Genomic DNA, 24,074 nt, shown 5'->3' with positions numbered 1-24,074 from the left:
CGTCCTGCTCAATTTCATGATCGTTCCCTTCTTTTTTGATGATTTTTGCATGGCATGACCGGCGGCGCCGCTACCTTGCCCATTCGGCAAGATCGGCAACACCGATGACGCCGGCGTGGCCCGCGAGCTTCGCCGCAACGAGATTGGAGGAAAGGCGCGGTGGAACCTCGCCCAGATGCGCGCGCACCCGGTCGAGATAGCCATCGGCAAGACCGATGCTGCCGCCGATGACGATCGATTTCGGATCGAACATCATCTGAATGTCCCGGCACAGCGTCGCGACCCGCGAGGCGCTCCGCGAGACGATGGCGTCGGCCCAGGCCTCGCCCTTCAGCGCACGCCCGAACACATCGGCGGCATCGGCCTTGAAGCCGGCTTTGAGGGCCTGCGAAGCGATCCAGCGGCCGGAGGTGCTGTCTTCGAGTGGGGCCTGGTCTGCAGACAAACCACGGATCAGACCGAAGTGACCGGCAAGACCGGACAGCAATCGGCCGTTGCAAACGATGCCGCCGCCAATTCCGGTCGAGATGGTCAGAAAGACGATGTCGCAACCTTGCCCGGCGCCGAATTTGTATTCGCCCCAGGCGGCTGCCTGGGCATCGTTGAACGCACAGACGGGCTTGCCGAAAACAGCGGATGCCCTTTCGACCAGCGGGTAGCCGTCGGGAATGCCAAGCGTCGCCGGATTCAACGCCGACCAGCGTCCATCGTGCACCAGCCCCGTCACCGCAATACCGATACGACTGAAGCGGCTTGACCAGGCTGACGTGCTTTGCGCAAGGGATGCCAGCCAGGCGTCGGGTCCAGCCTCTCGCGCGGTAGGCACGATCATGTCCTCGACCACCTTGCCGCCGCTGACCAGCGCGGCCATGGTCTTGGTTCCCCCGATGTCGATGCCCAGCACGGTTGGGCCAAGCACGGTTTGCGTGCCCCTTGCCGCATAGGCCCCGGAAATCGCCTGGTGGAACCACGAGGTGACGTGCTCGGTACGGGTGATCGCCGATCCGACAACCACGGCACAGGCGCCGGCGCGCGCGGCGGCGGCCGCCTGCTCCGGCGACCGGATACGCCCTTCGGCGATGACGTAGGGGCTCAGGGTTCGCATTTGAGCGATGAGGGCAATGTCCGGATCCTCCGGCTCCGGCCCGCCGACATAGCCGGAAAGCGTCGTGCCGACGAAATCGACACCCGCGGCAAGGGCCCGGCGCGCATCGTCAAGGCAAGAGCAATCGGCCATGGTCAGCTTGTTCCTGGCCTTGACGGCTTTCACAAGCGCTTCGACAGGAATGGGACGGACACGGTCCGTCGCATCGAAAGCGATGATATCGGCGCCCGCCTCGGCCAGCGCCTCGACATCGGCCAGATAGGGCGTGATGCGCACGGGGCTGTCGGTCAGATCGCGCTTGACGATACCGATGATCGGCTCGCGGACGGCCAGGCGGGCGGCCGCGACATAGGGCACGGATTCGATGCGCAGGGCCTTGGCTCCGGCTTCAAGAGCGGCCCTGGCAAAGCCCGTCACGAATTGCGCACTGTCCATCGGGCCGCCGGGAACCGGCTGGCAGGACACGATGAGACTGTTGGCGATGTCTTCCCGCTGCACGTCGGCACTCCCCTGTCGCCATCACGATAAATGGAAAATACCAGATTACAACCAGTTCATAACTGGTATTATCTTTGCAGCTCGAAGACGAAGTCGTAGACGTCTCCCTTGTAGCGTGTCTCGCAGTATTCCACGATCTGTCCGTCGGCGAGAAAGCAGCGGCGCTCGGTCATCAGCAGCGGTGCGCCCATCTCGCAATGAAGGTGTCTTGCATCCTCCAGCGATGCGCCGCGCGAGCGCATGCGCTGGATTGCCCTCTGAGGCAGGAAGCCGCGTGCATCTAGCGCTTCATAGAGGGAGTCCTGAACCATCTCGGGCGAAGGAAGGAAGCGAACCGGCACGGCCGAGACCTCGACGGCGATCGGCGCGCCATCGGCCGTCCGCACGCGGCGCATGCGGATTACATTGGTGTTTGCGGCAATACCCAAAGCCATCATTTCGGCTGGCGATGGACGGCTTATCTGTTTGGAAAGCCATAGGCATCCAGGCTTCAGGCCGCGCGCCAGAATGTCCTCCGAAAAGCTCGTCAGCGTCGAAAGCGATTTTTCGACCCGCGACCCGATCTCGGTTTTGGAACCATGCCGGCGATTGAGCTGCCCTTCCTCTTCGAGCAACGCCAGAGCTTTTCTCACAGTGACACGCGAGATCGACAGGGCTTCCGCCAGAACCCGCTCGCCCGGCAGAACCGCGCCGGCCTTCAAAGCGTTGGAACGGATCGCTGCCTCGATCGCCGATTTCAACCGTCGGTAAAGCGGCACATCGGAGGCTGTCGCTTCCATCTCCCGACTGACAAGCCCGATCAGGTTCACGGTTGTCATTGCTCTTCCTCCCGCGCGAGAAGCACCCAGGATCAAAACATTCCTGACTGGACCCATACTGGTATTATCAATCCGGTGCAAACGTCCCGCGGGCGGTGCCTCGTCTGCGCCGTCAGCGCACCACGACCCCTCAGCGAACCCGCGGTGACAGCTTCATGGAGATGCGATCGCAGGCAGCACGCAGGACCTCCAGAGTAAAGGCATGGCGGCTTTCACGCGTATGGCGATTGATATAGGCGACGATAATGGAGGCGACGGCGCTGCCGTCCGGTCCGATGACCGGACAGCAGATATCGGTGATGCCGACGAAATCACGGCTCTCGCGCATCCAGTAACCGTCCGCGCGGATGGTACGAAGCTGCTTTTCCAGCGCCTCTCGATCCAGCGGCGCCGGCGAATGTGCCGCACATTCGTCGATCATCCGCGTCGCGACCTTTGGCGGCTGGAAGGCAAGGATCACATGGCCGGAGGTCGCGTCGGTGGCCAGGCGGCCGTAGCCGAGGCGCAGCGTGAACGCCATGTCCTCGCCGCCGGGAACGGCCGCGGTCACGACGGTCAAGCCATGATTGAAGACGACCAGGTGCGGCGACTGATTTGAGTCCCCGGCAATCCGCGTCAGCTCGGGCATTGCGGCGGACATGAGATCCTGAGCGCTCGGCGTGTGCAGCCCCAGCTTGAAAAGCTTGTCGGTCAACGAATAGGCGTCGGTCTCGGCGTTGCGCTCGATATATTGACGCTCCTGGAGCGCGATCAGCATCCGGAAAATCTCATTCTTCGAACGACCGAGGCCTTCCGCGATCTCCTTCATCGTCAAGGGCGCCCGCGCCTCCGCCAGCAGCTCCAGGACATCCAGACCCTTCGTCAGCGCCGGGGCCGAATAGGTCGGTTTGCCACTCTCTTTTGCGTCATCTGCCATTCGAAGAATCCCCGGTGGTCCACGCACGATAGAGACAAGAAATCGGAATTGCCATTGGTTTTATATCCAAACTTGACACCATATATAAAACTGTCATGATGACGGGGACAATGAATTTCGAGGCCGACCAATGACCGTACAGAGACCAGCAAACACTGTCCGCGCGACCATCACGCCCCGGAACAACAGTGTTTACACGTCGGTCGATTTCGATCGCGAGGGCAAGCAGATCGGCTTCTTCCATGTGCCTCAATCGCCGCACGACGATGCCTGGGGCACGGTCCGCGTTCCGCTCGCCGTCATCAAGAACGGCGACGGTCCGACGGTCCTGATCGAGGGCGGCAACCATGGCGACGAATATGAGGGGCCGATCGCGCTCGGCGAGCTTCTGCGCGAGATCGAACCACGGGATATAGCCGGTCGCATCATCGCGATTCCGGCCATCAACATTCGGGCCGTCGAGGCCGGCACCCGCACCTCCCCGATCGACGGGTTGAATTTCAACCGCAGTTTTCCAGGCGATTTCAACGGCACGCTGACAAGCCAGATAGCGGCCTATGTGCATGACATCCTGTTTCCGAAGGCCGACTATTTCCTGGATCTCCACTCCGGCGGTTCGTCCCTGATGATCCTGCCGAGCGCGATCATCGAGCCCTCCCCGACCGCGCAGGGGCATCGCAAGAACATCAAGGCGACGCTCGCCTTCGGGGCGCCGACCGTTGTCATGGTCGACAATCTCGGTGAAACCCGGACCTCGACCGCGTCCGCCAATCACCAGGGGCTGATCGTCATCGGCAGCGAGATGGCCGGCGGCGGCCTTGTCAGTCCGGATGCGTTGGCCATCTGCCGCAGGGGCATCCGCAATGTGCTGAAACATGCAGGCGTCCTGAAGGGCGCGCCTGACATTGCCCCTGGCGCCAACGCACGCGTGCTCAAGGTGCCCGGAAGCGAAGGCTATCTGCTTTCCGAGGAGGACGGTGTCTTCGAACCCTTGAGCCCGCTCGGCAGTGCCGTCAGCAAAGGCGACCTTGCCGGACGCATTCACTTCCTCCACACGCCGTCGCGCGCGCCCATCGATCTCCTTCACCCCATCGACGGCATCGTTTTCGCCAAGCGTCAACCCGGCCGCGTGCGCCCGGGGAATTGCTGTTTCGTGCTGGCCAACGAATATCCGGAGGCACTGACCGATGAGCCATGAAGACATCATGGCGGCTGCCCGGCGCATTGCCCCCTTCATACGGCGCACCCCGGTCGTCAAGCTCGACCATGCCACGGGCGCGAACCTCCAAAATGATGTCTATTTGAAACTCGAATGCCTCCAGGTGAGCGGCTCCTTCAAGATCCGGGGCGCCACGAACCGGGTGAAAACGCTCGAGCCGGGCCGGATCGAAAACGGACTGGTCGCCGCATCCGGCGGCAATCACGGCCTGGCCACCGCCTATGTGGCTGCCCGGGCCGGCGCTCCCGCCACCATCTACCTGCCGAACAATGCAAGCCCGCTGAAGGCGGAAAAGCTGCGCAAATGGGGCGCTGACGTTCGCTTCGAAGGCAAGGTCTGGGATGAAGCGCATGAGGCTGCATTGGCCGAGGCAAAAGCGCGCGGCGCCTTCTACATGCATCCCTTCGCCGATGCGCAGATCGTGTCCGGCCAGGGAACCGTGGCGCTGGAGATGGTCGACCAGATTCCCGATGCCGACATCTACATCGTCGCGATCGGCGGAGGCGGCCTCATCAGTGGCATGTCCGAAGTCCTGAAGCACGTCAAACCCGACGCCAGGATCGTTGGTGTCGAGCCGACCGGTTCACCGACCCTTCACGCCTCCCTGACTGCCGGCCGTGTCGTTCGCTTGCCCGAGATAACGACGAAGGTGGCGACCATGGCCTGCGGCCGCACGGACGAAAGTATCTACGAGATCGTCGCCAAGCACGTCGACGACATCGTCCTTGTCGAGGATGCGGACATGCAGAAAGCCGCTGAATTGCTCTGGTTCGAATTCGGCATCGCCGCCGACCTCAGCGGCGCGGCATCGCTGGCCGCGTTGATGAGCGGAGCTTTCAAGCCACCGCGCGGCGCCCGCATCGCCGGGCTTGTCTGCGGCGCCGGTGTCGAAGGCCTGAACGGCTGAGGTCGAGAAAGGCCGGTCCACGCAAGACGCGGCCCGACATGGATACGGCACGAGTGCCGCGGAATACCGCCGGAATGCCTGTCGCTGGGACGGTCGTCGTGCGGGACATGAAAAAGAGGCGAAGAATCGTCCTGTCGCAACAAGAGGAGAACTGAAACATGCGCATTTCCCTGAAAGCATCCATTGCTCTGCTTGCACTCGCCATCGCAACGCCCTCGCTTGCCGCGGAAAAGGTTCTTGGACTTGCGGCAATCGACTTGCAGAACTCCTTCTTTGTCCGCATGAAGGAAGCCGGCGACGTGGCTGCCGCCGACTATGGGGTGAAATCCACCTGGCAGAGTGCCGAGGGTAGCCTGGAAAAACAGGTCAGCATCATCGAGAATTTCATCAATCAGGGCGTCAGCGCGATCCTGATCGATCCGATCGACAAGAACGCGGTCATTCCGGTGATCCAGAAAGCCACCGCCGCCGGCATTCCGGTGATCACCATGGGCAACAAGGTCGAGGCAGGCTCGAACTATTCGACGCTCTATCCGGACTACGACAACATGTCGATGGTTGCCCGCGCGCTCGGCAAGTCGCTTGGCGGCAAGGGCGAAGTCGCCCTGCTCGTCGGTTCGCGTGGCAACTTCGTGTCCGACACGCGCGAAAAAGGCTTTGTCGAAACCCTGAAAAAGGAGTTTCCGGACATCAAGGTCGTCGGCATCGAGCCGACCGGCTGGGACGCAGCCAAGGCAACGAATGCCGCCCAGACATGGCTCACCACCTATCCGGACCTGAAGGCCATCGGCTGCATCTCCGACAGCCTTTGCCTGGCAGCCGATTCCGTTGCCAGTTCGATGGGAACCCAGCTGCTCTACGGCGGCTATGACGGCGACGCCGAGATGAAGCCGCTGATCGACGACGGCAAGATGGTGATGGACGTGCTGACCGGCGCCTATCGTGTCGGCTACTGGAACATCGCCGTTGCCGCTCGCCTGGCCAACGGCGAAAAGCTGCCGCAGGATCTCTACATGCCGACCTATTTCGTGACCTCGGATGCGACGGCGGCGAAGCTCAAGGCGGATGGCCTCACCTTCGAATACATCAACACCGACAAGGAGGCGGTGGAAGCCAAGAACTATACCGAGCAACTCGGTCCCAAGGTTCCGGCGACCGCCATGACCCTGGCAAAGTAACAGCCTAAAGCGGCTCAAGCGCCGGATGACATGTCATCCGGCGTCCCCTTTTCCTGACGATCGCCGTCGCCGCTTCCGTGGTGACCGCGCATGATGCTCGATAAGAGGACCGACCCATGTTCCAGTCCTGGACCTCTCCGTTACTACGGCGCAACGAACCGGTTCTCATCGCGGTGCTGCTGGTCGCCATCGCCGTCTTCGGCTGGATCGATCCGCGCTTTCTGTCGACCGGCAACCTTGTCAGCATCGCGCAGCAGAGTGCGGTCATCGCCCTCATCTCCTTTGCCATGACGGCCGTGATCATCGCGCGCGGCATCGATATTTCCGTCGGCAGCAACCTCGCCTGTTCCGGCATCGCCGCGGGTCTTGCCTATACGGCAACCGGCTCGGCGAGCCTGAGCCTTCTCGCCGCGATCGGTGGCGGTGCCGCGATAGGTCTGCTCAATGGAGCGCTGATCGGCTTTGCCGGCATCTCTCCCTTCATCGCAACGCTCGCCACCATGGCGTTCGCGCGCGGCCTGGCGCTCAGTCTCTCCGGCGCATCCAGCATCGCGGTCGCCGATCCGGTCCTGCTTTTCGCCGGACGCGAGACAATCGGCCTGCTGCCGGTCTCCGTCATCATCGCCGCCATCTGCCTGGGCCTCTGGTGGTTCGTGCTCAATCGAACGGTATACGGGCGTTGGATCTATGCGATCGGCGGCAATGCGGGGGCGGCGCGGGCCTCTCTGGTTCCCGTCGACCTCGTGCGCATCTCCGTCTACCTGATTGCCGGTGCGACAGCCGGGCTCGGCGCGATCCTCACCATCGGCCGCCTTGGTTCGGCACAGCCGCTTGCCGGCACCGGCCTTGAATTTACAGCCATCACAGCCGCGATCATCGGCGGCACGAAACTCTCCGGCGGCCAGGGCTCGATCTGGGGAACGGCGATCGGGGCGCTGCTGCTGGGCGTCATCAACACCGGCCTGTCCTTCCTGCAGGTGCCGCAGATCCTGATCTATTTCGTGACCGCGAGCCTCATTCTGGTGGCCGTTCTCACCAGCCAGCCGGAGAGTGTCGCCGCCTTGTTCAAGACCGGTGGCCGCAAGTCCACCCCGTCGCCCCGCAACACCGCCGCAACATCGGTCGGCAAACACAGCATCGCCTTGCGCGGGCTTGGCAAGTCTTTTCCGGGCGTCAAGGCACTCGACGGTGTCAGCTTTGCCGTCTCGGCTGGCGAGGTGGTGGGACTTGCCGGCGAGAACGGGGCCGGGAAATCGACACTGGTGAAGTGCATTTCTGGTCTGCATCGCCCGGACGAGGGTGAGATCGTCATCGACGGCAACGCCGTCCAGTTCCACTCCCCCAGCGATGCCAAGGGCATCAGCGTCATCCATCAGCATTTCAGCCTTTCGCCGGACCTGACGGTGGCGGAGAATCTCTTCATCGGCCGCGAACCGCACACCCGCCTGGGATTTCTCGACCGGGCCCGGATGCGGCGCGATGCGAAGGCCATCATGGACGAGCTGTCGCTCGATATCGACATTGCCGCGGAGCTGCGAACGCTTTCCGTCGGGCACCGGCAGATGGTGGAAATTGCCCGTGCCGTTCTGTCCGATGCCTGGTTCTTCATCATGGACGAGCCGACCAGCGCGCTCTCCAACCGCGAGCGCGACCAGCTCTACGACCTGATCGACAGGCTGAGAGCTCGCGGCGCCGGCATCCTCTACATCTCGCACAAGATGGAAGAGATCTTCAGCCAGTGCGACCGCGTCGTCGTTCTGCGTGACGGACGCTTCATCGGCGAGCGCCAGACCAGCCAGACCAGCGAGGCCGAGATCGTCGCCATGATGGTCGGGCGCGATGTCGGCGACATCTTCCCCTATCTCGAAGCGCAAGTCGGCGAAACCGCGGTCGAGATCAGCAACATTTCCGATGGCAAGCTCTTGAAGTCGGCCACGCTCAGCGTGTGCAGGGGCGAAATCGTCGCGCTCGCCGGCCTGATGGGCAGCGGCCGCTCCGAAGTGCTCAGGCTGATTGCCGGCCTCGATCCCATGCATGGCGGCACGCTCAGAATTTTCGGCGGGCAGCAGACCGGCGGCGACACCAAGGCCGCCAATCGCGCCGGCATCGTCTACATACCGGAAGATCGGCATCTGGAAGGCTTCGTCGGCACGATGTCGATCAGGGATAACCTGTCCCTCGCCTGGATTCGCGACAACAGTCACTTCGGCCTGCTCAGACCTCGCCGCATCCTGGCTCTCGCGCGCGATCTCATCGGCTCACTCGGCGTGCGGCCGGCCCAGCCCGACAAGATGACCATCGAACTTTCGGGCGGCAATCAGCAGAAGGTCGTCATCGGCAAATGGCTTGCCACCAAGCCGAAGATCATCCTGTTCGACGAGCCAACGCGCGGCGTCGACGTCGGCGCTAAGTCCGAACTCCATCACCTGATCGCAAGATTGAAGGCCGAAGGCGCGGCGATCCTCATGGTGTCGAGCGAGTTGCCCGAGGTTCTCGGCGTGGCCGACCGCATCGTCGTCATGCGCGAAGGCCACTCTGTCGGCACGCTGGCGCGTGGGGCGACGGAAGAAGACGTAATGACGCTGGCCTTTGGTGATCGCACGATCACACCACCAGCCTGCTCACCCCGGCCAGCATCCAACCTTGCACCATGCCTGTGAGGAGAAACCCTTTGAGCAAGTTGAAGATCGCCATCGTCGGTGCCGGCTACATGGGCCTCCTGCATGCGCAGGTGGTTGCCGCCAGCCCTGTCGCGGAACTGTCGGCATTCGTTGATCCGAACGCTGCCTCGGGAAGCAAGGCCGCGTCCGATTTCGGCGTCCGGCATTTCACCGATGCCGCCGCCGCGCTGACTGCCAATGCCGTCGACGCCTACATAGTGGCGGCACCCGATACGCTGCATGAAGACGTCTGCCGCACTCTGCTCGATGCCGGCAAGCCGGTGCTGCTCGAAAAACCGATGGCTCATGATCTTTCCGCTGCCAAGGCGATTGCGAAAGCGGCGGAGAGAAACGGCGCGCGTCTGTTGGTCGGCCACATCCTGCGGTTCGACCCGCGCTATTGCGAAGCCGCGGCAGCGGTGAAATCCGGGCGGATCGGCGAGCCGATCCACGGCAGCAGCGGCCGGTTCACCAATCGCGAAGTCGGTCTTCGCATGAACGGAAATTCGAGCGTCTGCTTCTACCTCGGCGTGCATGACGTGGATGCGCTGCAATGGATCTCGGGTTCGGACATCATCGCCGTCTACTCCCGTCCGGTCGCCAAGCTCATGCCTTCGCTCGGGGTTCGATCCGAAGATGCGATCTTCTCCACCGTCGAGCTGTCGAACGGAATGAGCGGACAGCTCTACTTCGGCTGGACGCTGCCACCGACCATTCCGACCGGCATCTGGGCACGCACGGAAATCATCGGCACCGAAGGCATGATCGATCTCGACGTGCGCGACCACGGTCTACGTATCCTATCGCATGGACAGTGGTCGCAGCCCGACGCCTTCATTTCCGCGGTTCGCGACGAAACCCCTTTCGTGATGCCGCTCGACGACGCCCTGCGCGCCGTCGCCGTCAATGATGCAATCCTGCGCAGCGTCAAATCAGGCCTGCGCGAACCGGTCGAAGATTGGCACATCCGATGAGAGAACCCTCATGACCCGCCAACAGAACATTTGGTGCAGGCGCTTTCTCGACCTCTCGCCGTTGATCCTGCTGGTCATCCTGCTGGCGATCTTCGCGCTCATCGACGCCCGCATCGTTTCAACCGCCAGCCTCATCAACATCGTCGCCCAGGCGACCCCGATCGCCATACTGGCGCTTGGCGCCCTGATCGTTCTGCTGACGGCAGGCATCGACCTGTCCGCCGGCGTCGGCGTCGCCTTCTGTGCCGTCTTCATCGCCAGCCTGATCGACGGCGGCGCCAGCCTGCCGCTTGCCTTGCTCGTCGGCTTTGCCGTGATGGTGGTGATCGGCCTCGCGAACGGCGCCGTTATCGCACTGTTGAAGATACCGCCCTTCGTGACGACATTGGCCACAATGGTCGCGCTGCAGGGCGCAACGCTTGCCGTTGCCTCCAAAGGCGTCCTGATGCTGAAGGATCCGACGCTTCGCGCGGTCGGCATCGAACGCAGCTTCGGCATTCCCAATGTCATTTTCGCAACGCTGCTGATCGTCGCCGTAGCAGCAATCCTGATGCGGCACAGCCGTTTCGGGCTGCGTACCTATGCGCTCGGGTCGGATGCCGGAGCCGCGGAACTTGCCGGCATCCCGGTGACGAAACACACGATCCTCGTCTATTGCGCCTCCAGTATCTTCGTCTTCCTGACAGCCGTGATCATGATCAGCCGGGTGCCGGTCGTGACGCCCAACATCGGCGGGACCTCGCTGCTTCTGGACGCGATCGCCGCGGCCGTACTTGGCGGCACCAGTATTTTCGGCGGCAGGGGAACGGTGTGGGGCGCGGTCGTCGGCGCGCTGATCGTCAGCCTGCTGACGACGGCGCTTCGGGTGTTCGGCACGGACCCGTCCAGCCTCGAACTCTACAAGGGAGCAATCATCATGGTCGCTCTCCTGGCCGATTCCGGCATGACCTACGCCAAGGCCCGGCTTGTCGAGGCAGCACGATGAACGAGCCAGCTCCGGCCTTGCCGATCCCGCCTGGATCCAGCTTTGCGCTGATGACCTCCCCGGATACGGAAAGACACGCGACAGCCGGCGTGCATAAACCCGTCGTCATTCTACCGCTCGGCGCTGTCGAGCAACATGGCCCGCATCTGCCGCTCGGCGTCGATTGCTGGCTTGCGGAAGCGGTTGCGCTCGCCGCGGCGGAAGGACAGGCCTCCATCCGTGTCGCCGAACCTTTCGCCTATGGCTCGTCCGAGCATCATCGCTCCTTCTCCGGCACCATGAGCCTCAGCCCGCAGATCTTCATCGCCGTTCTCGTCGATCTCTGCACCTGCCTTGCCGAAGACGGCTTCCTGCCGGTCATGCTGAACGGCCATGGCGGAAACCGCGCCGCCATCCAGGTGGCGATCACCACCCTTGGCAAGCGTGGCATCGTCACCGCGGGTTTCTCGTATTTCGATCTCATCGCCGACGTGGCGGCGCAGGCCCTGCCCGATGCCGCCACAGGCACCGGTCACGCTTGCGCGCTTGAAACGTCGTTGATGATGCATGTGCTTGGCGACAGCGTTCGCCGCGATCTCATCCCGCCAGGCGGCACTCCGCCATCCTGGCCGGATCCTCACCTTTACGCCGCGCCGGCCGTCACCGTCTGGCGCCGTTTCGAAGCCATCCGCGACAACGGCGTCATCGGCACGCCATCGCAGGCAAGCGCGGAGGCCGGCAGCAGACTTTTCATCGCAGCCGTGGAACGCAGCCGCGCCGCCATTTTGAACATCCAATCCGAATTCGGCCAAAGGAACGCATGATGACAGTCCATTTCAAATCTTCTCTCGAAGGCCCCAACCTGCGTGGCATGGCGATCGTCTCGGAGCCGGAAGCAGCCGCCCGCATCGGCATCAACCGCATCGGCGGCGAGTGGATTGCCGGCAGCTCGGGCAAATTCCTGAAAATCGATAGTCCTTCGACGGGCGAGCATCTCGGCTATCTCTCCCTTTCCACCCGCGCCGATGTCGGTCGCGCGGTGAAAGCCGCCGAAGGCGCACGCGAGACCATGCGCAAGATGGGAACCTTCGCACGCGCTCAATTGTGCATGCGCATCGCCGACGCGATCGACAGGCGCGCCGAAGAGCTTGCCCACCTGCTCTGCCTGGAACAGGGTAAGCCCTTCCACAGCGAGGCAAAGGCCGAAGCATCGGCGGCAGCTCTCGGTTTCCGCAATGCGGCAGAGCAGATGAAGTGGCTGGAGACGGCGGCGTTTCCCCTGGCCGATGCCAACAAGCGCGCCTTCAGCTTCCTGCAGCCGAAGGGCATCTTTGCCATCATCACGCCGTGGAATTTCCCGCTCGCCCTGCCCTGCCTCTACTATCTCGGACCGGCCGTCGCAACGGGCAACACCGTTGTCTGGGTGCCGGCGCCGACGACATCGCTGATTGCCACGGCACTTGTCGAATGCTTCATCGAGGCGGGCTTGCCGGACGGCGCCATCAATCTCGTTCTGGGAGATGGTGCGGAGGTGGGCGACGAGGCCGTCGTTCATCCGGGCACCCATGCCATCGGCTTCACCGGCAGTTCCGCCACCGGCGCGTTGATCGCCCGGCGTGGCGCGGGCAAGCCGCTTCTGCTCGAAATGGGCGGCAACGGTCCGACCATCGTGCTAGCCGATGCCGATATCGACATGGCCGCCGCCCAGGTGGGGGCCGGCTGCTTTGCCAATGCCGGGCAGATCTGCACGGCCACCGAACGTGTGCTGGTGCATAAATCCATCCATGACCAGTTTATCGAAGGTCTGGTGAAAGCGGCCGCGAAGGTGAAAATGGGCGACCCTTTCGATCCCGCGACGACGATGGGGCCGATCAACAATGCGGTCGCCGTCGACAAGGTGCTCAGCCACATTGCGGACGCCCGCGCTCGTGGCGCCGAGATCGTCACCGGCGGCAATGTGGCGTCGGGTTTTGCTACCAATCTCTATTTCGAGCCGTCGATCGTCACAGGACTGACCCGGGAAAGCCTGCTCAACGTCGAGGAATCCTTCGGGCCGGTTGCACCCGTCCTGACCTTCGAGACCGACGAGGAGGCGATGGAACTTGCGGCGTCCAGCCCCTACGGCCTGTCGGCCGCGGTCTTCACCAGCACCATCAAGAACGCCTTTGCCTTTGCTGAAAGCCTGAGGGTCGGTATCGTCAACATCAACGAGATGAGCTGCTATTGGGAGCCGCATATTCCTGCCGGCGGCGCCGCCGGGACGCAGAGCGGCCTCGGCCGCACCGGGGGTCGGCACACGCTGATGGAAATGTGCGACCTGAAGACGATTACCGTGGACGTCACTCGCTGACATTCAAGGCCCGCGCCTTTTGCGCGGGCCTCCCGTGCGACCGTATGCCGTTCGGCAGCGAGCTGTCAGATGGACCGGCGCAGGCTGTCGGCCATTTTCTCGCCAATCATGATCGAGGTCAGGTTGGTGTTTGCCTGGCAATCGAGCGGCATGATCGACGCATCGATAACCCGCAGCCCTTCAAAACCGTAGACCCGGCATTCCGGATCGACCACGGCCTCACCGGGCCTACCCATGCAACAGCCGCCGATCCCATGCTGCGCATCGGAAGACTGCGCCAGCAGGAAATTGTCGACCTCCTCGTCGCTTGCCGTTTCGAGCCATGACAAAGGCAGATCGGAATCCCCCAGCAGGACGCGCTCGGCGATCGCCTGGATCGGCGCCTGCCGGGCAATCTCGCCAAGGTGGCGATAGGCGATACGCATGCGCTGAAGATCCATTGGATCGTCCAGCATGTTCTCTTCCACGATCGGCTGGTCGAAGGGATTGGCGGAACGCAACTGCACGGTGCCCCGGCTCTTGGCCTCCATCAGGATCAGATTGACCATGGCCTCGCCGAACTGGGCGCTGTCGGACTCCACGCCGATACCGCCATGGTTCATGGCGACGTAGAGGATGTCGTCGCGCTCGGCACCCGGCACACCGGAACTCATCCGCACACAGCAGTTGGTATGCCGCGCGTCGACATCGGTCGCCTTGAATTCCGGCTTCAGCTTCAGTTCGATGCGGCAATAAGGATGGTCGAAGAAACCTTCGCCGACCGGCAGATCGGCAAGCACCTCGATGTCCTTTCGATTCAAGAGAGCCGCCGGACCGATGCCCGAGCGCTGCAGGATGACTGGAGAGTGGATGGCGCCGGCCGAGACGATGACCAGCGGCGCCTCGAATTTGCGAACCTGACCGGCCACGATGGCCAAAACGCCGATCGCTTTCTTGCCATCGAAAAGCACCTTGTCCACCGTCGCCTGCCCGATGATGGTGAGGTTCGGCCGGTCGCGGGCAGCTTCCAGATAGCCGTCATTGACCGACACGCGCTTGCCGGCTCGACTGTTGATGGGATAGGTGCAAGCCCCTTCGGCATCCGGAGCATTGAGATCGTCATGCCAGGGATGGCCGAGGGCCATCGCGCTTTGGCGCATGGCCTTGTCGACGCTTCCCCAGCTTTCGACAGGCGCGCGGTAGATCGGAATCGGGCCATCGCTGCCGTGAAAATTAGCCGCGATCGGGTCATCCTCCAGCCGGCAGAAGAAGGGCAGCACGTCGGCTCCCGACCAGCCCTTGCATCCGATTTCCTCCCAGCGGTCGAAGGCATGGAGCACGCCGCGAATGGCAATCTGCCCATTGACGGCCGTCGAACCGCCAAGCCCCTTGCCGCGCCAGTAGACCCGGTGTTCCTGCCGCTTGGTGCGGCGAGCCATCAGGTCGGGGTACATATACTGTTGCTGAAAATGATCGGGAAGCAGCAGGTTGAAGGGATTTGGACTCGCCATCTCGGCAGGTTGCTCGCCGCTCCGGAAGTCCGGCCCCGCTTCCAGCAAAAGCACGTTCGTGCCCGCATCTTCGGTGAGCCGGGCGGCAAGGACAGCCCCGGCTGCGCCGGCTCCGACAACGATGACATCAAAGGGCATGCCGCACTCCCTACATCCGACCAATGCACGGCTCACTCGACCGCGACATCATCTTTGATTTCATTGTGCACGATCATCTGCTGGCATTCAGGCTCGGCGACGGACGCCGGAACCGACCACCTTAGCCGCCGTTGCACGACAGCAAGATCATCATGATTTGTTTTATATGTAAATATGATTTCGTATATGAACCCCTCGGAAGTATCTCTTTTCACCATCTACTCCATACGGCGCGACGAACCCCGGTGCTTTCCGTCCCCCCTGCCGGCGGTTCTCACACCGTCATCGTCCATCGCCTTTTGATGTCGATCGGCCCTCGATAAAAGCGGTGTTCGACGCGCTGCCCTTCCACGTCGCCCCCAGGGAACAACTGCTTCCATGGAAAGTTAGTCCATGGCTACACCGCCGGTGAGCTTTCACGACGATCCAAGGGAGACAAATCATGGCGACTGCAAAAAGAGCGACGACCAAGGGACTGGAGGCTTTGTTCCTCGATGGGCTGAAGGACATCTACTACGCTGAAAAGAAGATACTCAAGGCCTTGCCGAAGATGGCAAAGGGCGCCGAATCCGAGGAGGTGGCTGCGGCCTTCGAGAAACATCGCATGGAAACCGAAGGCCAGGTTGATCGGCTCGAGCAAGTGTTCGAACTTATGGACAAACCGGCTCGCGGCAAAACCTGTCCGGCGATCGACGGCATTCTTGAGGAAGGGTCGGAAATTCTCGACGAATACAAGGGCGACCCAGCCCTGGATGCTGGGCTGGTCGGCGCGGCACAGGCCGTCGAACATTATGAAATCGCGCGCTACGGCACGTTGGTCGCGTGGGCTGAACAGCTTGGCAAGAGCGACGTCGTCAAGCTCCTCAACGAGACATTGAAAGAGGAGGTCGCGACGGACGAAGCGCTTTCCGGGCTGGGCGAAGGCGGTGTCAATGAGCGCGCCCTGGAGCAAGCTGCCTGACTGGGCGTCCTGACTGAAGTCGCCCCGGCAAAGTCGCCGGGGCGACTTTCGCGACTCCAACCGCAGCGTCGTCGATAGCACCTCTTTCAGATGCAATCAGACCCACCCCGATACTTCGGGGTGGGTCTGCTGAAATCACCCGCGATCAGCGGTTTTTGTGACTTTGTTCGCCAGCTTTCACGTGCTGTTCGTGGGTTCCACCACGCATGCCGGATCCATCGCCCTGCTGCCGTTGACCACCACCAGCGGCCTGCTGTTGCTGACGGTTTTTATTGTCGGCATTCTTGTGGCTCTGCTGGCCTGCCTTCACATGCTGTTCGTGGCTACCACCTTGATTGGGCATTCTTCTTCTCCTTCACAATGCACGAGGCGACAACCGCCTCGATTGCCTAAGAAGAGTCAGGCGCGAACGTTCCCTTACGTAACATTTTGTGAAGACCCTCAGACAAGCCGGGCGTTCGAAGGAGCTTGAGATGGATGCCGACCCGGAGAGCGTTGCGCCAACCTCGGGAGTAAGGTGCGTTGCACTGTCCCGCTGAATTGAAATGGGTGGTCTCGAAAGCTTGCTGGATAGCGAGATGCGCACCTTGCCACGCCGTTTATGCATTTGCGCGGAACGGTGGTGCTGTTCGCGTAGGCCGCATTGGGAGTCATCAGAGGTGCCATGAGAACCGCGATTGTCGAGATGGCGGTGAATGTTTTCGTCAAGCTGCGTAGCATGATCGAATTCCATCCTTGGATTCAGTTGAGGTTCAGGTTCGACCGCTCAGCCTTTTGCGGATGTCAGTCTGGCGTTGCGGCTGTGATGTTGGGCAACTCAGCGTAATTCAGCGTGAAATAACGATCATCGTTCCCCGGTGTCTTCGCATGATCGTCGAGAGATGATTTCCGGTCTTCGCGGTCCGTGCATCCGGATGGCTGTCAATGGAGGCTCGGCAGGCGACCCGCTTAGACAATGTCGTCGGCCAGGGCTGCAAGGCCCCGCCGACACAGAAGCTCGCCGCGGGATAAGGCTGGCCGAGGCAATTGAGAGAAGTAGATCAACCGTCACCTTGCAGGGACCGCCAATGCGATCTGCCTGTTAGCCTGGACGGACCCATTCCAGCGCAATTCACGTTGAGATCACGCGGAGCACTGCAAAGCATGCGTCATAAGGGAGGAACCCGACATGACGCTCAACATCAATAAGCCGCTGCGTGTAGCCCCAGTCGAGATTTCAGCTCGCGAAACAGCCTCATCCTTCACGGTCCGGTCTCCGCGCCTCCTTGCTTGGCGCAGCGCGTTAACGGCACGGATGTCTGGCCCTGGGGGAGCCTACAATGTCGGCAACCTCATTGGTCTTTGTCAGGGGATTACGGCGCAGATTCTCGTATCCGGCGATCTGAACCAACTCCTCTGGACAGGCGCGCCGGCCGCCATCAGCCATTATTTGACCGGCAATTTCGCTGCGATCGCAATGACCTCGGCGACGGCGATCTTCTTCGCCAGCGGCGAGATCTACCATCGCGCCTGGAACGGGCGTCTCAAGCCTAGGGAAAATCTCAACCGCCTGGGTGATTTCCTGTCCGGCGTTGGTGCCGTTTGCCTTGGCCTGGCCCTGTTTGAACTTGGCCATCCGTTGCTGGCGTTGACATCGGGCCTGCTTCATTCCGTTGGAAAATTCGGCAGTGCTTGCCACCGACCCGGTGTCCGGATCCTCAACTTGTCGGAATACGGCCCCGACCCGTTTCGCGTCATGGTCCTTCTCAGCCGGCTGCCGGCCCTCATCGCCGCCGGGACAGAACTCTGTGCATCGCTGTTCAAATTCGAAGTCGAACAGCCACAGCATTGGTCTACGCCCGCCAGCCTTCTCGTTTGTTACCTGCTCTGGTCCTGGGCTGACCTGCTTCTGTTCCGATCGAGCCAACCTCGCGCAGCCCGCGATCATTCCGCCGGCTGATCAAGCTTCGCTATTCCAACCTCATTTGGAGAGACACCATGTTTGGATCATCATCCGACAATTCCGCAGAACAGATCGGCCGCTCCTATCCCTTGCAGCGACGCATCGGCACGATCTGCGTTTTCGGCGGCGCCATGCTTGGCAACGATCCCGACCACGCCCGTTGCGCCACCATCCTTGGCGAGACGATAGCCGCAGCAGGTATTCGCCTGGTCTATGGCGGTGGCTGTGATGGCCTGATGGGCCAGGTGGCTATTGCCGCAGCAGAAGGGGGTGGAACCGTGATCGCGATCACCCCGCAGTTCCTGATCGAGCGGATGAGAATGCTATTATCGGGATGCCAGACGATTTCAGTTCCCGACATGAGTATCCGCAAACAGCTCATGTTTGACTACGCGGATGCATTTGTAGCCTTGCCTGGCGGCATCGGAACCGTTGAGGAACTGACCGAGGTCATGACGCTTCGCAAGCTGGAAAGGCACTGCAAGCCGCTGGTCCTGGCGAATTTCAAAGGCTTCTGGTCACCACTTCTCGGCGTCTTCGAGAGCATGTCTGAGGCTGGCTTCATGAACTCGTCAACCCGATGCACGCAAATGGTTTCGGCAACCCCGGAGGCCATCCTTCCGCTTCTTCAGCGCAGCGTCAGTTTCGAGCAGAACGAACCGCCAAAGCCCGTCCTGCTGCCCACCATCCCCGTCTTGCGCAGATCACATATATCGAGTGCTGGCCCCGGATAGATCGCGAACCAAAAGACGCGTTCTTCCGCGCAACACCAGCCACCTCGACAATGACGGGGTCCGTCGGCCCCGATCATCGCTTTCAAACCCGATCACAAACCGTTGGAGCCATTGCCCGCTGTGGTGATGCGATCAATCATGTCCAGATTCAAGGCAAATTCCTTGCTAATGCTTGCTGCGCTCATTTGGGGAGTGGGCAATGTGTCCCACAAGACCATACTGGCCCACCTCGATCCCATGGCGGTTGTTTTCCTGACCAGCGTGATCGCCGGACTGGTGACGTTGCCATTCGCGGTGCGGGAGCGCGACCCCGAAACCAACACCGGCTGGTTTCCAAGTGTGGCGAGAGTGGTTCTACTTTTTGCCCTCGGCTGTGTGGTCCAGCAATTGTCCTATGTCAGCACGACGGTGACGAACTCGAGCCTCCTTATCAGCGCTTCCACTGTTATCACGCCGATCGCCGCGTGGCTGATCATGAGGGAGCGTCCAAGTGCACTGATCCTATTCGTCGCAATTCTGACGGTCGTGGGATCGGCTCTCCTGGCGGGCGGCTTCAATGGTTCGGCAACCGCCGGCGACGCTTTCGCCGTCCTGACTGCAATCTGTTTTGCAGTGTGGACGGTCGAACTCGGGCGGCATGTGCAGGCACATGGCCATCCCTTCGCGACGGCGGCCGCACAGTTCATCGGGACGGCCGTTGCCACGCTACCTTTCGCCCTGCAGGGCACAATGACATTTCAGGCAATTATGGCAGCATGGCCAGAACTCATCATGCTTGGTGTGTTCTCGACCGCTGTCGGCTTTTGCCTGCAGACTTCTGCACAGCGCTACACCACTTCGTCCCATGCGGCGGTGATTTGCAGCGGAGAGGGTGTGTTCGCCGCCATTTCCGCTGCCGCTCTGCTTGGTGAACGGCTTTCGCCCGACGGGCTTCTGGGTGCGTGCGTCATTCTGTCCTGTGTGCTGTTCACCGCCGTCTCGGCGGGCCCGAAGCTCGATCCGTCAGTGTCATGATCGCCTCGGCAATGTCGTTCTGCTCTGGGGCCGCGCCATTCAAACCACCGACGGGCAAGTCTGTTTCTACTCTCGGATTCATGCCAAGCTACTCGCCTGGCCGCATTCATCCTTCTGGAAAACGAGGTCTACTTCGATGCTCCACGGCGAAACGTCCTCCTTCGAAGCCGCTAACGTGCCGAACCGGTCAAACCAGCATTCAGACGACGGCCTCAACGACAAGCCGACCTTGCGAGGCATCAGGCTCTTCCCGTCCCTGGCAGACATGCCGATCGCCTTGTTTGACGCAACCGAAGACGAGAGCGCCATCGACCGCACCAAGGCAGGCTTGCTGGACATCACGGCGGAAATGGTCGGCCCGACCGATGGACTTGAAGGCAGCGATCTCAGCCCTACGCCAGCCGGTTTTACCTATTTCGGCCAATTCGTGTTCCATGACATCGTCTTCAGCCAAATATTCGGATTGCCCAAGCCGACAGGCAAAACCCATCATTTGAAGAACGCGTCCTCGCAAAGCCTTGACCTTTCGGGGCTCTATGGGCGGGGGCCAATCGTCGACGCCCATCTCTACGATGTTGCGGATGGGGCGGACCTGTCGGCCTGCCGCTTTCCGATCGGCTTGCCTTGCATGAAAGACAGTATGCTTCCAGTCGACGGTAAGACCATGCAGGGCCGTGATTTGCCGCGCATCGACTTCTCGGGCAAGTTTATCAGTGTCGAGGGTCGACGATCGCCTTATCGGCCCTTGGTGGCGGATCCGCGAAACGACGACAATCTTGTCCTGTCGCAACTGCTCTGCACACTCATGGGCATCCACAACAGGATCGTGGATCTACTGCTTGGCATCGGCACCGACCCAGCAGAAGCTTACAAGCGTGCCAGGATCTATCTGACCTCGGTTTACCGCACTGTGATCATCAACGACTATCTGAGAAAAGTTCTGGCTCCGGAAATATGGGACCATTTTTTCGCCAGTGACGATTTTCTTGGCGCCGGAGTCTCGGCACTTGAGACTTTCAATGCGCTGCCTTTGGAATTCACCTTCGGTGCGTCGCGCTTTGCCCACGCCATGGTCCGGCAGTTCTATGTCGTGAACGACAGGTCGGTCGAAGAACCAGCCAATCTGCGCAAAATGCTGTCCTTTTCCAGCCTGCGCCCGGGTGGGGAGATTCCAATACCCGAGAACTGGATTGTCGACTGGAACCGGTTTGCCTCAGCCGACACCCCGTCGAAAGCTCAAAGTGCCCGGCGCATAGGACCATTCCTGTCGAAAGAACTGACGATTGCCGGCCTGAGTGCGGAATTGAACGGCACAGTCCGGCCGGTTGCCTTCATGGATTGCTGGCGCTGTTACGACCTTGGTTTGCCATCCGGGCAGGACGTGGCCGGTGCGGTGAAGACCGCCCTGGGCGACAACAATATCGATGTGCCGGTCCTGACGGGCAATGACATGCTTCCCACGGCCGCCTGCGCCAAACGTTACGTCTACAACGCCGGCCGACTTCGGGCCGCTTTGCAACGGTACCCGGAGTTCCTGAGGCAAACACCTCTCTCCTACTATATCATCCAGGAGGCGTCCGTTCTTGGTAATGACGGCAGCCATCTTGGCCCAGTTGGCTCCTATGTGGTGGCCGCCACGATCGCATCCGCACTGTTCAAGGCTGCCGATACGGATATCACCTCTCGCAGGCTCATTCCGGACGTAGAGCCAAAAACGCTGGCAGGACTGCTCGATCTCAATGATACTGCGAAGGTATCGGATGAAGTGCTTGGCGGCCTGCTCGGCAGTCAGGGTTTTCAATAGCGCTGATAACGGCAGCGCTACAGTGCTCAATCTGGTTTAGCGGGGGAAGTGGACATGGTGAAGTTCAAAGATGTGCAGTTCGAGGCGCTTGGCGAATTCATCCGAGACCTGATCAAGGATCCGGCCAAGCAAGCGATCTTCAGAAGTGGAGATCAGGAGGCGATGAAGGACCTGCTGCGTGGGTTCATGACGCCCAGGGACAAAACCTGGGAGGAGATCACCATCCAACCATACTTCGACCAAGACCTGATCGTGAACATCGCCTTTCCCTTCACCGGCGACGTCGAGCAAACGATCGCCACCATTGCGCCGGCGGATGGACCCGGTGAGGACTATACATTTCCCGATCACTACAATCTCGACCCGAACGCCGGCCCGCCCGATCAAATAAAGAAAAACCGTTTGAGCGCATATCATAAGCGCCTCGGCGACTACGTGATGTCACGCTGCAAGTGAAACCCGGCGCAATTGCGAGCAACGGTTCGGCCGTGTCAGCCCGACTGGGCTGCCAATTCGATGCCACGGGCCAGCTTCTCCTGATCGACTGGTAACCGGATCGGAAAAGCGGTCTTGAACCACTCCACGGCGACAGCGCGGTCAAGCCTACCCGGCCCTTGCCACGCCGCCGTTAGGTTGCGTAGAAAACGTCTGAACTCATCCCCGGCCTCGCGGTTGCGTTTCAGCAACGCAAGTGCCGCCGCCGACCAGCCGTGGATGTCGGCGAACAGTTGATCGCTCTTGACCGCAGCGGCCACGCACCCCTCCAGATCATTGGCGAGAAAGGCAATGGTCGCCTGGTAGCCATGATAGTGAGCGTCGGGCATGGGATTGAGGTCGAAACTGCGCTTCGAAAGCTCCGATGCCCGTTGATGATCACCCATGAAGGAGCTGGCCAGCGCGTAGGCAATCAACGTCGCGGGGTTCCCGGCATTTTGCTCATGTGCAAGGCTGAAGTGAAAATCGGCCAGCTCCCAGCGTCGCGCCAGAAGGTGGCTCCAGGCCAGATTTACCTGGTTGCGGTGGTCGAATGGGTCGAGCAGGACCGAACGCTTGGCCAGTTCGAATGCGCGCTTTAGATCCTGCTCGATCGACGATGCACCCGGAACGACGATCCAACGCGAGTTGAGCACCGCAGCGAGGCTGGAATAGGCGCAGGACAGATCGGGATCAAGCCGGATGGCTTCCTCGTAGCGGGCGATGGCAGCTTCTTCGGTGTCCTTTCGCCACATGATCGAAAGCCGCTGTCCGTCCAGCCAGCAATCATAGGCCGAGAAATGGTTCGGGGAAGCTTGCGATATGCGATGCAGCCTGGCACTGGACAAGGCAATCTGCAGGCGCGCGGAAAAGCGTGCGCAAACTTCATTGAAGGCCGAGCGCCAGGAAGACGGATCCGACGGAACGGTGAGAACGAAGGCTTCTCCTTCTTGCAGGAAGTCATAGCAGGTAATTTGGAACACTGCTGGTCCATCCGTGTCGATCAGACGGATGAGGACGCCGATATCCACGTGTTCGCCTGCCGCCTGATGCATCTGATCCAGTGAGAATTCGCCGGCTTGCAACTCCGTTGACACGGCTGTCCAATGCCTAAATCGGGAAATCGAAGCCAGAAGCTCTGTCGCCAAGGCAAATTGCAGGTGCTCGTTCTCTGCTTCGCGCCTGGCAATGATGATGGCGATTGTCGGCTTCCCTGGGATGCGGCTGTCGTGATCGCCTTGCGCAAGGTCGGGGTCAGCCGCCCGCTTTTCACCGTCGTTGCCCGGCTTGAGCGCCTCTAGAAGGTGGAGGATTTCTGCCGGTGGTCGCAGATCCATGTCCGCTTTGAGTTCGGCCGCGTAGCGGTCGAAGAACGCTAGGGCGCGGGCATAACCGCTTTCCTCACAGACCCTCCGAATGGTCTCCACCACGGCATCGTCGAAAAACGGATCAAGTTGCAGGATGCACGCAGCGATGGATTTGCGCTGTCTCGGGTCTGTCTCGGCCGCCAGCCAGGCTGCGAGCCGTGTCACCAGCCTGTCGGTTATCATCGTCGACTGCATTCTCAGCCAGTTGTCGAAGACAGGATCGCAATCGTCCAACCCGGCGCAAAGTCCATCCCTGGCTTTGGCCAGCAGGAGCAGCGCACCGTCATAATTGCGGTCGTCGAGCGCACGTTCAAGCTCATCGATGTCGGAACGGATTGCAGTCGGATCGATTCCCAGGACGAGCTTGTCGACCGCGAGGTAATTAAGCCTGGTCTCGCTTGCCAGGCGTCGGAGATCCTTTATACACTGGCGCAGTGATCCGCGCGCATGCTCCTCGTCCTGCTCGCTCCAAAGCAATGCCGCCAGTCGCCCGCGCGTCTCGCGTGACCTGCCGCTCAGTAACAGATAGGCGAGAATCGCGCAGGCCTTCCGCTTGCCCAA

General features: G+C 61.2%; 20 protein-coding genes. 14 read left to right on the top strand and 6 right to left on the bottom strand.

Annotated elements, in window-relative coordinates; genetic code table 11:
• Positions 1–70: 70 nt before the first annotated feature.
• The 3 genes from EN990_RS01420 to EN990_RS01410 form a co-directional block, all read right to left on the bottom strand.
• On the bottom strand, positions 71–1,603 hold the full coding sequence (locus tag EN990_RS01420; protein ID WP_127368636.1) for a putative N-acetylmannosamine-6-phosphate 2-epimerase: 1,533 nt from the start codon (positions 1,601–1,603) through the stop codon (positions 71–73).
• 68 nt (positions 1,604–1,671) lie between these two features.
• On the bottom strand, positions 1,672–2,421 hold the full coding sequence (locus EN990_RS01415) for a GntR family transcriptional regulator (protein WP_027160933.1): 750 nt from the start codon (positions 2,419–2,421) through the stop codon (positions 1,672–1,674).
• A 130-nt stretch (positions 2,422–2,551) separates the two neighbouring features.
• Positions 2,552–3,337 carry an IclR family transcriptional regulator gene (locus EN990_RS01410; RefSeq protein ID WP_013530438.1) on the bottom strand — a complete coding sequence of 262 codons (786 nt, stop codon included), beginning with the start codon at positions 3,335–3,337 and terminating at the stop codon, positions 2,552–2,554.
• Positions 3,338–3,467: 130 nt separating this feature from the next.
• Between EN990_RS01410 and EN990_RS01405 the strand changes: the two genes are divergently transcribed.
• The 8 genes from EN990_RS01405 (at position 3,468) to EN990_RS01370 (ending at position 13,589) form a co-directional block, all read left to right on the top strand.
• The gene (locus EN990_RS01405; RefSeq protein WP_127368637.1) at positions 3,468–4,535 is read left to right on the top strand and encodes a succinylglutamate desuccinylase/aspartoacylase family protein; all 1,068 of its coding nucleotides are present in this window, start codon (positions 3,468–3,470) and stop codon (positions 4,533–4,535) included.
• Entirely contained in the window at positions 4,525–5,463 is a 939-nt protein-coding gene (locus EN990_RS01400; RefSeq protein ID WP_013530436.1) for a threonine/serine dehydratase, read from the top strand. Before EN990_RS01405 ends, EN990_RS01400 begins: the two co-directional genes overlap by 11 nt.
• Before the next feature lie 158 nt (positions 5,464–5,621).
• Positions 5,622–6,641 (top strand): sugar ABC transporter substrate-binding protein, encoded by a 1,020-nt coding sequence (locus EN990_RS01395; protein ID WP_013530435.1) that lies wholly within the window; start codon positions 5,622–5,624, stop codon positions 6,639–6,641.
• Between the two features lie 116 nt (positions 6,642–6,757).
• Positions 6,758–9,301 (top strand): ATP-binding cassette domain-containing protein, encoded by a 2,544-nt coding sequence (locus EN990_RS01390; protein WP_127368992.1) that lies wholly within the window; start codon positions 6,758–6,760, stop codon positions 9,299–9,301.
• Positions 9,302–9,312: 11 nt separating this feature from the next.
• The gene (locus EN990_RS01385; RefSeq protein WP_127368991.1) at positions 9,313–10,275 is read left to right on the top strand and encodes a Gfo/Idh/MocA family oxidoreductase; all 963 of its coding nucleotides are present in this window, start codon (positions 9,313–9,315) and stop codon (positions 10,273–10,275) included.
• 10 nt (positions 10,276–10,285) lie between these two features.
• Positions 10,286–11,260 carry an ABC transporter permease gene (locus EN990_RS01380; RefSeq protein ID WP_024503985.1) on the top strand — a complete coding sequence of 325 codons (975 nt, stop codon included), beginning with the start codon at positions 10,286–10,288 and terminating at the stop codon, positions 11,258–11,260.
• Positions 11,257–12,063 carry a creatininase family protein gene (locus EN990_RS01375; protein ID WP_013530431.1) on the top strand — a complete coding sequence of 269 codons (807 nt, stop codon included), beginning with the start codon at positions 11,257–11,259 and terminating at the stop codon, positions 12,061–12,063. Before EN990_RS01380 ends, EN990_RS01375 begins: the two co-directional genes overlap by 4 nt.
• Positions 12,063–13,589: an aldehyde dehydrogenase family protein gene (locus tag EN990_RS01370; RefSeq protein WP_063173762.1), complete on the top strand. Its 1,527-nt coding sequence runs from the start codon at positions 12,063–12,065 to the stop codon at positions 13,587–13,589. Before EN990_RS01375 ends, EN990_RS01370 begins: the two co-directional genes overlap by 1 nt.
• 65 nt (positions 13,590–13,654) lie before the next feature.
• On the opposite strand, the gene EN990_RS01365 is transcribed toward EN990_RS01370, so the two are convergent.
• Positions 13,655–15,217: a GMC family oxidoreductase N-terminal domain-containing protein gene (locus EN990_RS01365; RefSeq protein WP_127384591.1), complete on the bottom strand. Its 1,563-nt coding sequence runs from the start codon at positions 15,215–15,217 to the stop codon at positions 13,655–13,657.
• A gap of 442 nt (positions 15,218–15,659) precedes the next feature.
• Between EN990_RS01365 and EN990_RS01360 the strand changes: the two genes are divergently transcribed.
• Entirely contained in the window at positions 15,660–16,178 is a 519-nt protein-coding gene (locus EN990_RS01360) for a ferritin-like domain-containing protein (protein ID WP_013530428.1), read from the top strand.
• Positions 16,179–16,323: 145 nt separating this feature from the next.
• Here the strand turns inward: EN990_RS01360 and EN990_RS01355 are convergent, their stop codons facing one another.
• Entirely contained in the window at positions 16,324–16,521 is a 198-nt protein-coding gene (locus tag EN990_RS01355; RefSeq protein ID WP_013530427.1) for a hypothetical protein, read from the bottom strand.
• Positions 16,522–17,346: 825 nt separating this feature from the next.
• Here EN990_RS01355 and EN990_RS01350 point away from each other — a divergent pair.
• The 5 genes from EN990_RS01350 to EN990_RS01330 all read left to right on the top strand — a co-directional run bounded on the left by EN990_RS01350 (position 17,347) and on the right by EN990_RS01330 (position 22,128).
• Positions 17,347–18,117 (top strand): hypothetical protein, encoded by a 771-nt coding sequence (locus EN990_RS01350; protein WP_127369013.1) that lies wholly within the window; start codon positions 17,347–17,349, stop codon positions 18,115–18,117.
• Between the two features lie 38 nt (positions 18,118–18,155).
• Positions 18,156–18,854, top strand: coding sequence for a TIGR00730 family Rossman fold protein (locus tag EN990_RS01345; RefSeq protein ID WP_063172726.1), 699 nt, complete (start codon positions 18,156–18,158; stop codon positions 18,852–18,854).
• Between the two features lie 138 nt (positions 18,855–18,992).
• Complete coding sequence (locus tag EN990_RS01340; RefSeq protein WP_245460968.1) at positions 18,993–19,868, top strand: DMT family transporter; 876 nt, start codon at positions 18,993–18,995, stop codon at positions 19,866–19,868.
• 136 nt (positions 19,869–20,004) lie between these two features.
• Entirely contained in the window at positions 20,005–21,672 is a 1,668-nt protein-coding gene (locus EN990_RS01335; RefSeq protein WP_127369012.1) for a peroxidase family protein, read from the top strand.
• Positions 21,673–21,726: 54 nt separating this feature from the next.
• Positions 21,727–22,128 (top strand): hypothetical protein, encoded by a 402-nt coding sequence (locus tag EN990_RS01330; protein ID WP_013530422.1) that lies wholly within the window; start codon positions 21,727–21,729, stop codon positions 22,126–22,128.
• 35 nt (positions 22,129–22,163) lie between these two features.
• Here the strand turns inward: EN990_RS01330 and EN990_RS01325 are convergent, their stop codons facing one another.
• Positions 22,164–24,074, bottom strand: coding sequence for a hypothetical protein (locus tag EN990_RS01325; protein ID WP_127388233.1), 1,911 nt, complete (start codon positions 24,072–24,074; stop codon positions 22,164–22,166).

Origin of the sequence: Mesorhizobium sp. M7A.F.Ca.US.005.03.1.1 (genome assembly GCF_003997975.1) — a bacterium.
GTDB lineage: Bacteria > Pseudomonadota > Alphaproteobacteria > Rhizobiales > Rhizobiaceae > Mesorhizobium > Mesorhizobium ciceri.
This window is presented reverse-complemented; position numbering and strand designations above follow the sequence as displayed.

What these genes read in the sequence shown, in the direction of transcription:
- EN990_RS01355 (WP_013530427.1), bottom strand. Translation starts at nt 16,521, where the DNA reads ATGCCCAATCAAGGTGGTAGCCACGAACAGCATGTGAAGGCAGGCCAG.
- EN990_RS01330 (WP_013530422.1), top strand. Translation starts at nt 21,727, where the DNA reads ATGGTGAAGTTCAAAGATGTGCAGTTCGAGGCGCTTGGCGAATTCATC.
- EN990_RS01375 (WP_013530431.1), top strand. Translation starts at nt 11,257, where the DNA reads ATGAACGAGCCAGCTCCGGCCTTGCCGATCCCGCCTGGATCCAGCTTT.
- EN990_RS01395 (WP_013530435.1), top strand. Translation starts at nt 5,622, where the DNA reads ATGCGCATTTCCCTGAAAGCATCCATTGCTCTGCTTGCACTCGCCATC.
- EN990_RS01340 (WP_245460968.1), top strand. Translation starts at nt 18,993, where the DNA reads ATGTCCAGATTCAAGGCAAATTCCTTGCTAATGCTTGCTGCGCTCATT.
- EN990_RS01400 (WP_013530436.1), top strand. Translation starts at nt 4,525, where the DNA reads ATGAGCCATGAAGACATCATGGCGGCTGCCCGGCGCATTGCCCCCTTC.
- EN990_RS01360 (WP_013530428.1), top strand. Translation starts at nt 15,660, where the DNA reads ATGGCGACTGCAAAAAGAGCGACGACCAAGGGACTGGAGGCTTTGTTC.
- EN990_RS01370 (WP_063173762.1), top strand. Translation starts at nt 12,063, where the DNA reads ATGACAGTCCATTTCAAATCTTCTCTCGAAGGCCCCAACCTGCGTGGC.
- EN990_RS01410 (WP_013530438.1), bottom strand. Translation starts at nt 3,337, where the DNA reads ATGGCAGATGACGCAAAAGAGAGTGGCAAACCGACCTATTCGGCCCCG.
- EN990_RS01335 (WP_127369012.1), top strand. Translation starts at nt 20,005, where the DNA reads ATGCTCCACGGCGAAACGTCCTCCTTCGAAGCCGCTAACGTGCCGAAC.
- EN990_RS01350 (WP_127369013.1), top strand. Translation starts at nt 17,347, where the DNA reads ATGACGCTCAACATCAATAAGCCGCTGCGTGTAGCCCCAGTCGAGATT.
- EN990_RS01390 (WP_127368992.1), top strand. Translation starts at nt 6,758, where the DNA reads ATGTTCCAGTCCTGGACCTCTCCGTTACTACGGCGCAACGAACCGGTT.
- EN990_RS01415 (WP_027160933.1), bottom strand. Translation starts at nt 2,421, where the DNA reads ATGACAACCGTGAACCTGATCGGGCTTGTCAGTCGGGAGATGGAAGCG.
- EN990_RS01365 (WP_127384591.1), bottom strand. Translation starts at nt 15,217, where the DNA reads ATGCCCTTTGATGTCATCGTTGTCGGAGCCGGCGCAGCCGGGGCTGTC.
- EN990_RS01405 (WP_127368637.1), top strand. Translation starts at nt 3,468, where the DNA reads ATGACCGTACAGAGACCAGCAAACACTGTCCGCGCGACCATCACGCCC.
- EN990_RS01345 (WP_063172726.1), top strand. Translation starts at nt 18,156, where the DNA reads ATGTTTGGATCATCATCCGACAATTCCGCAGAACAGATCGGCCGCTCC.
- EN990_RS01380 (WP_024503985.1), top strand. Translation starts at nt 10,286, where the DNA reads ATGACCCGCCAACAGAACATTTGGTGCAGGCGCTTTCTCGACCTCTCG.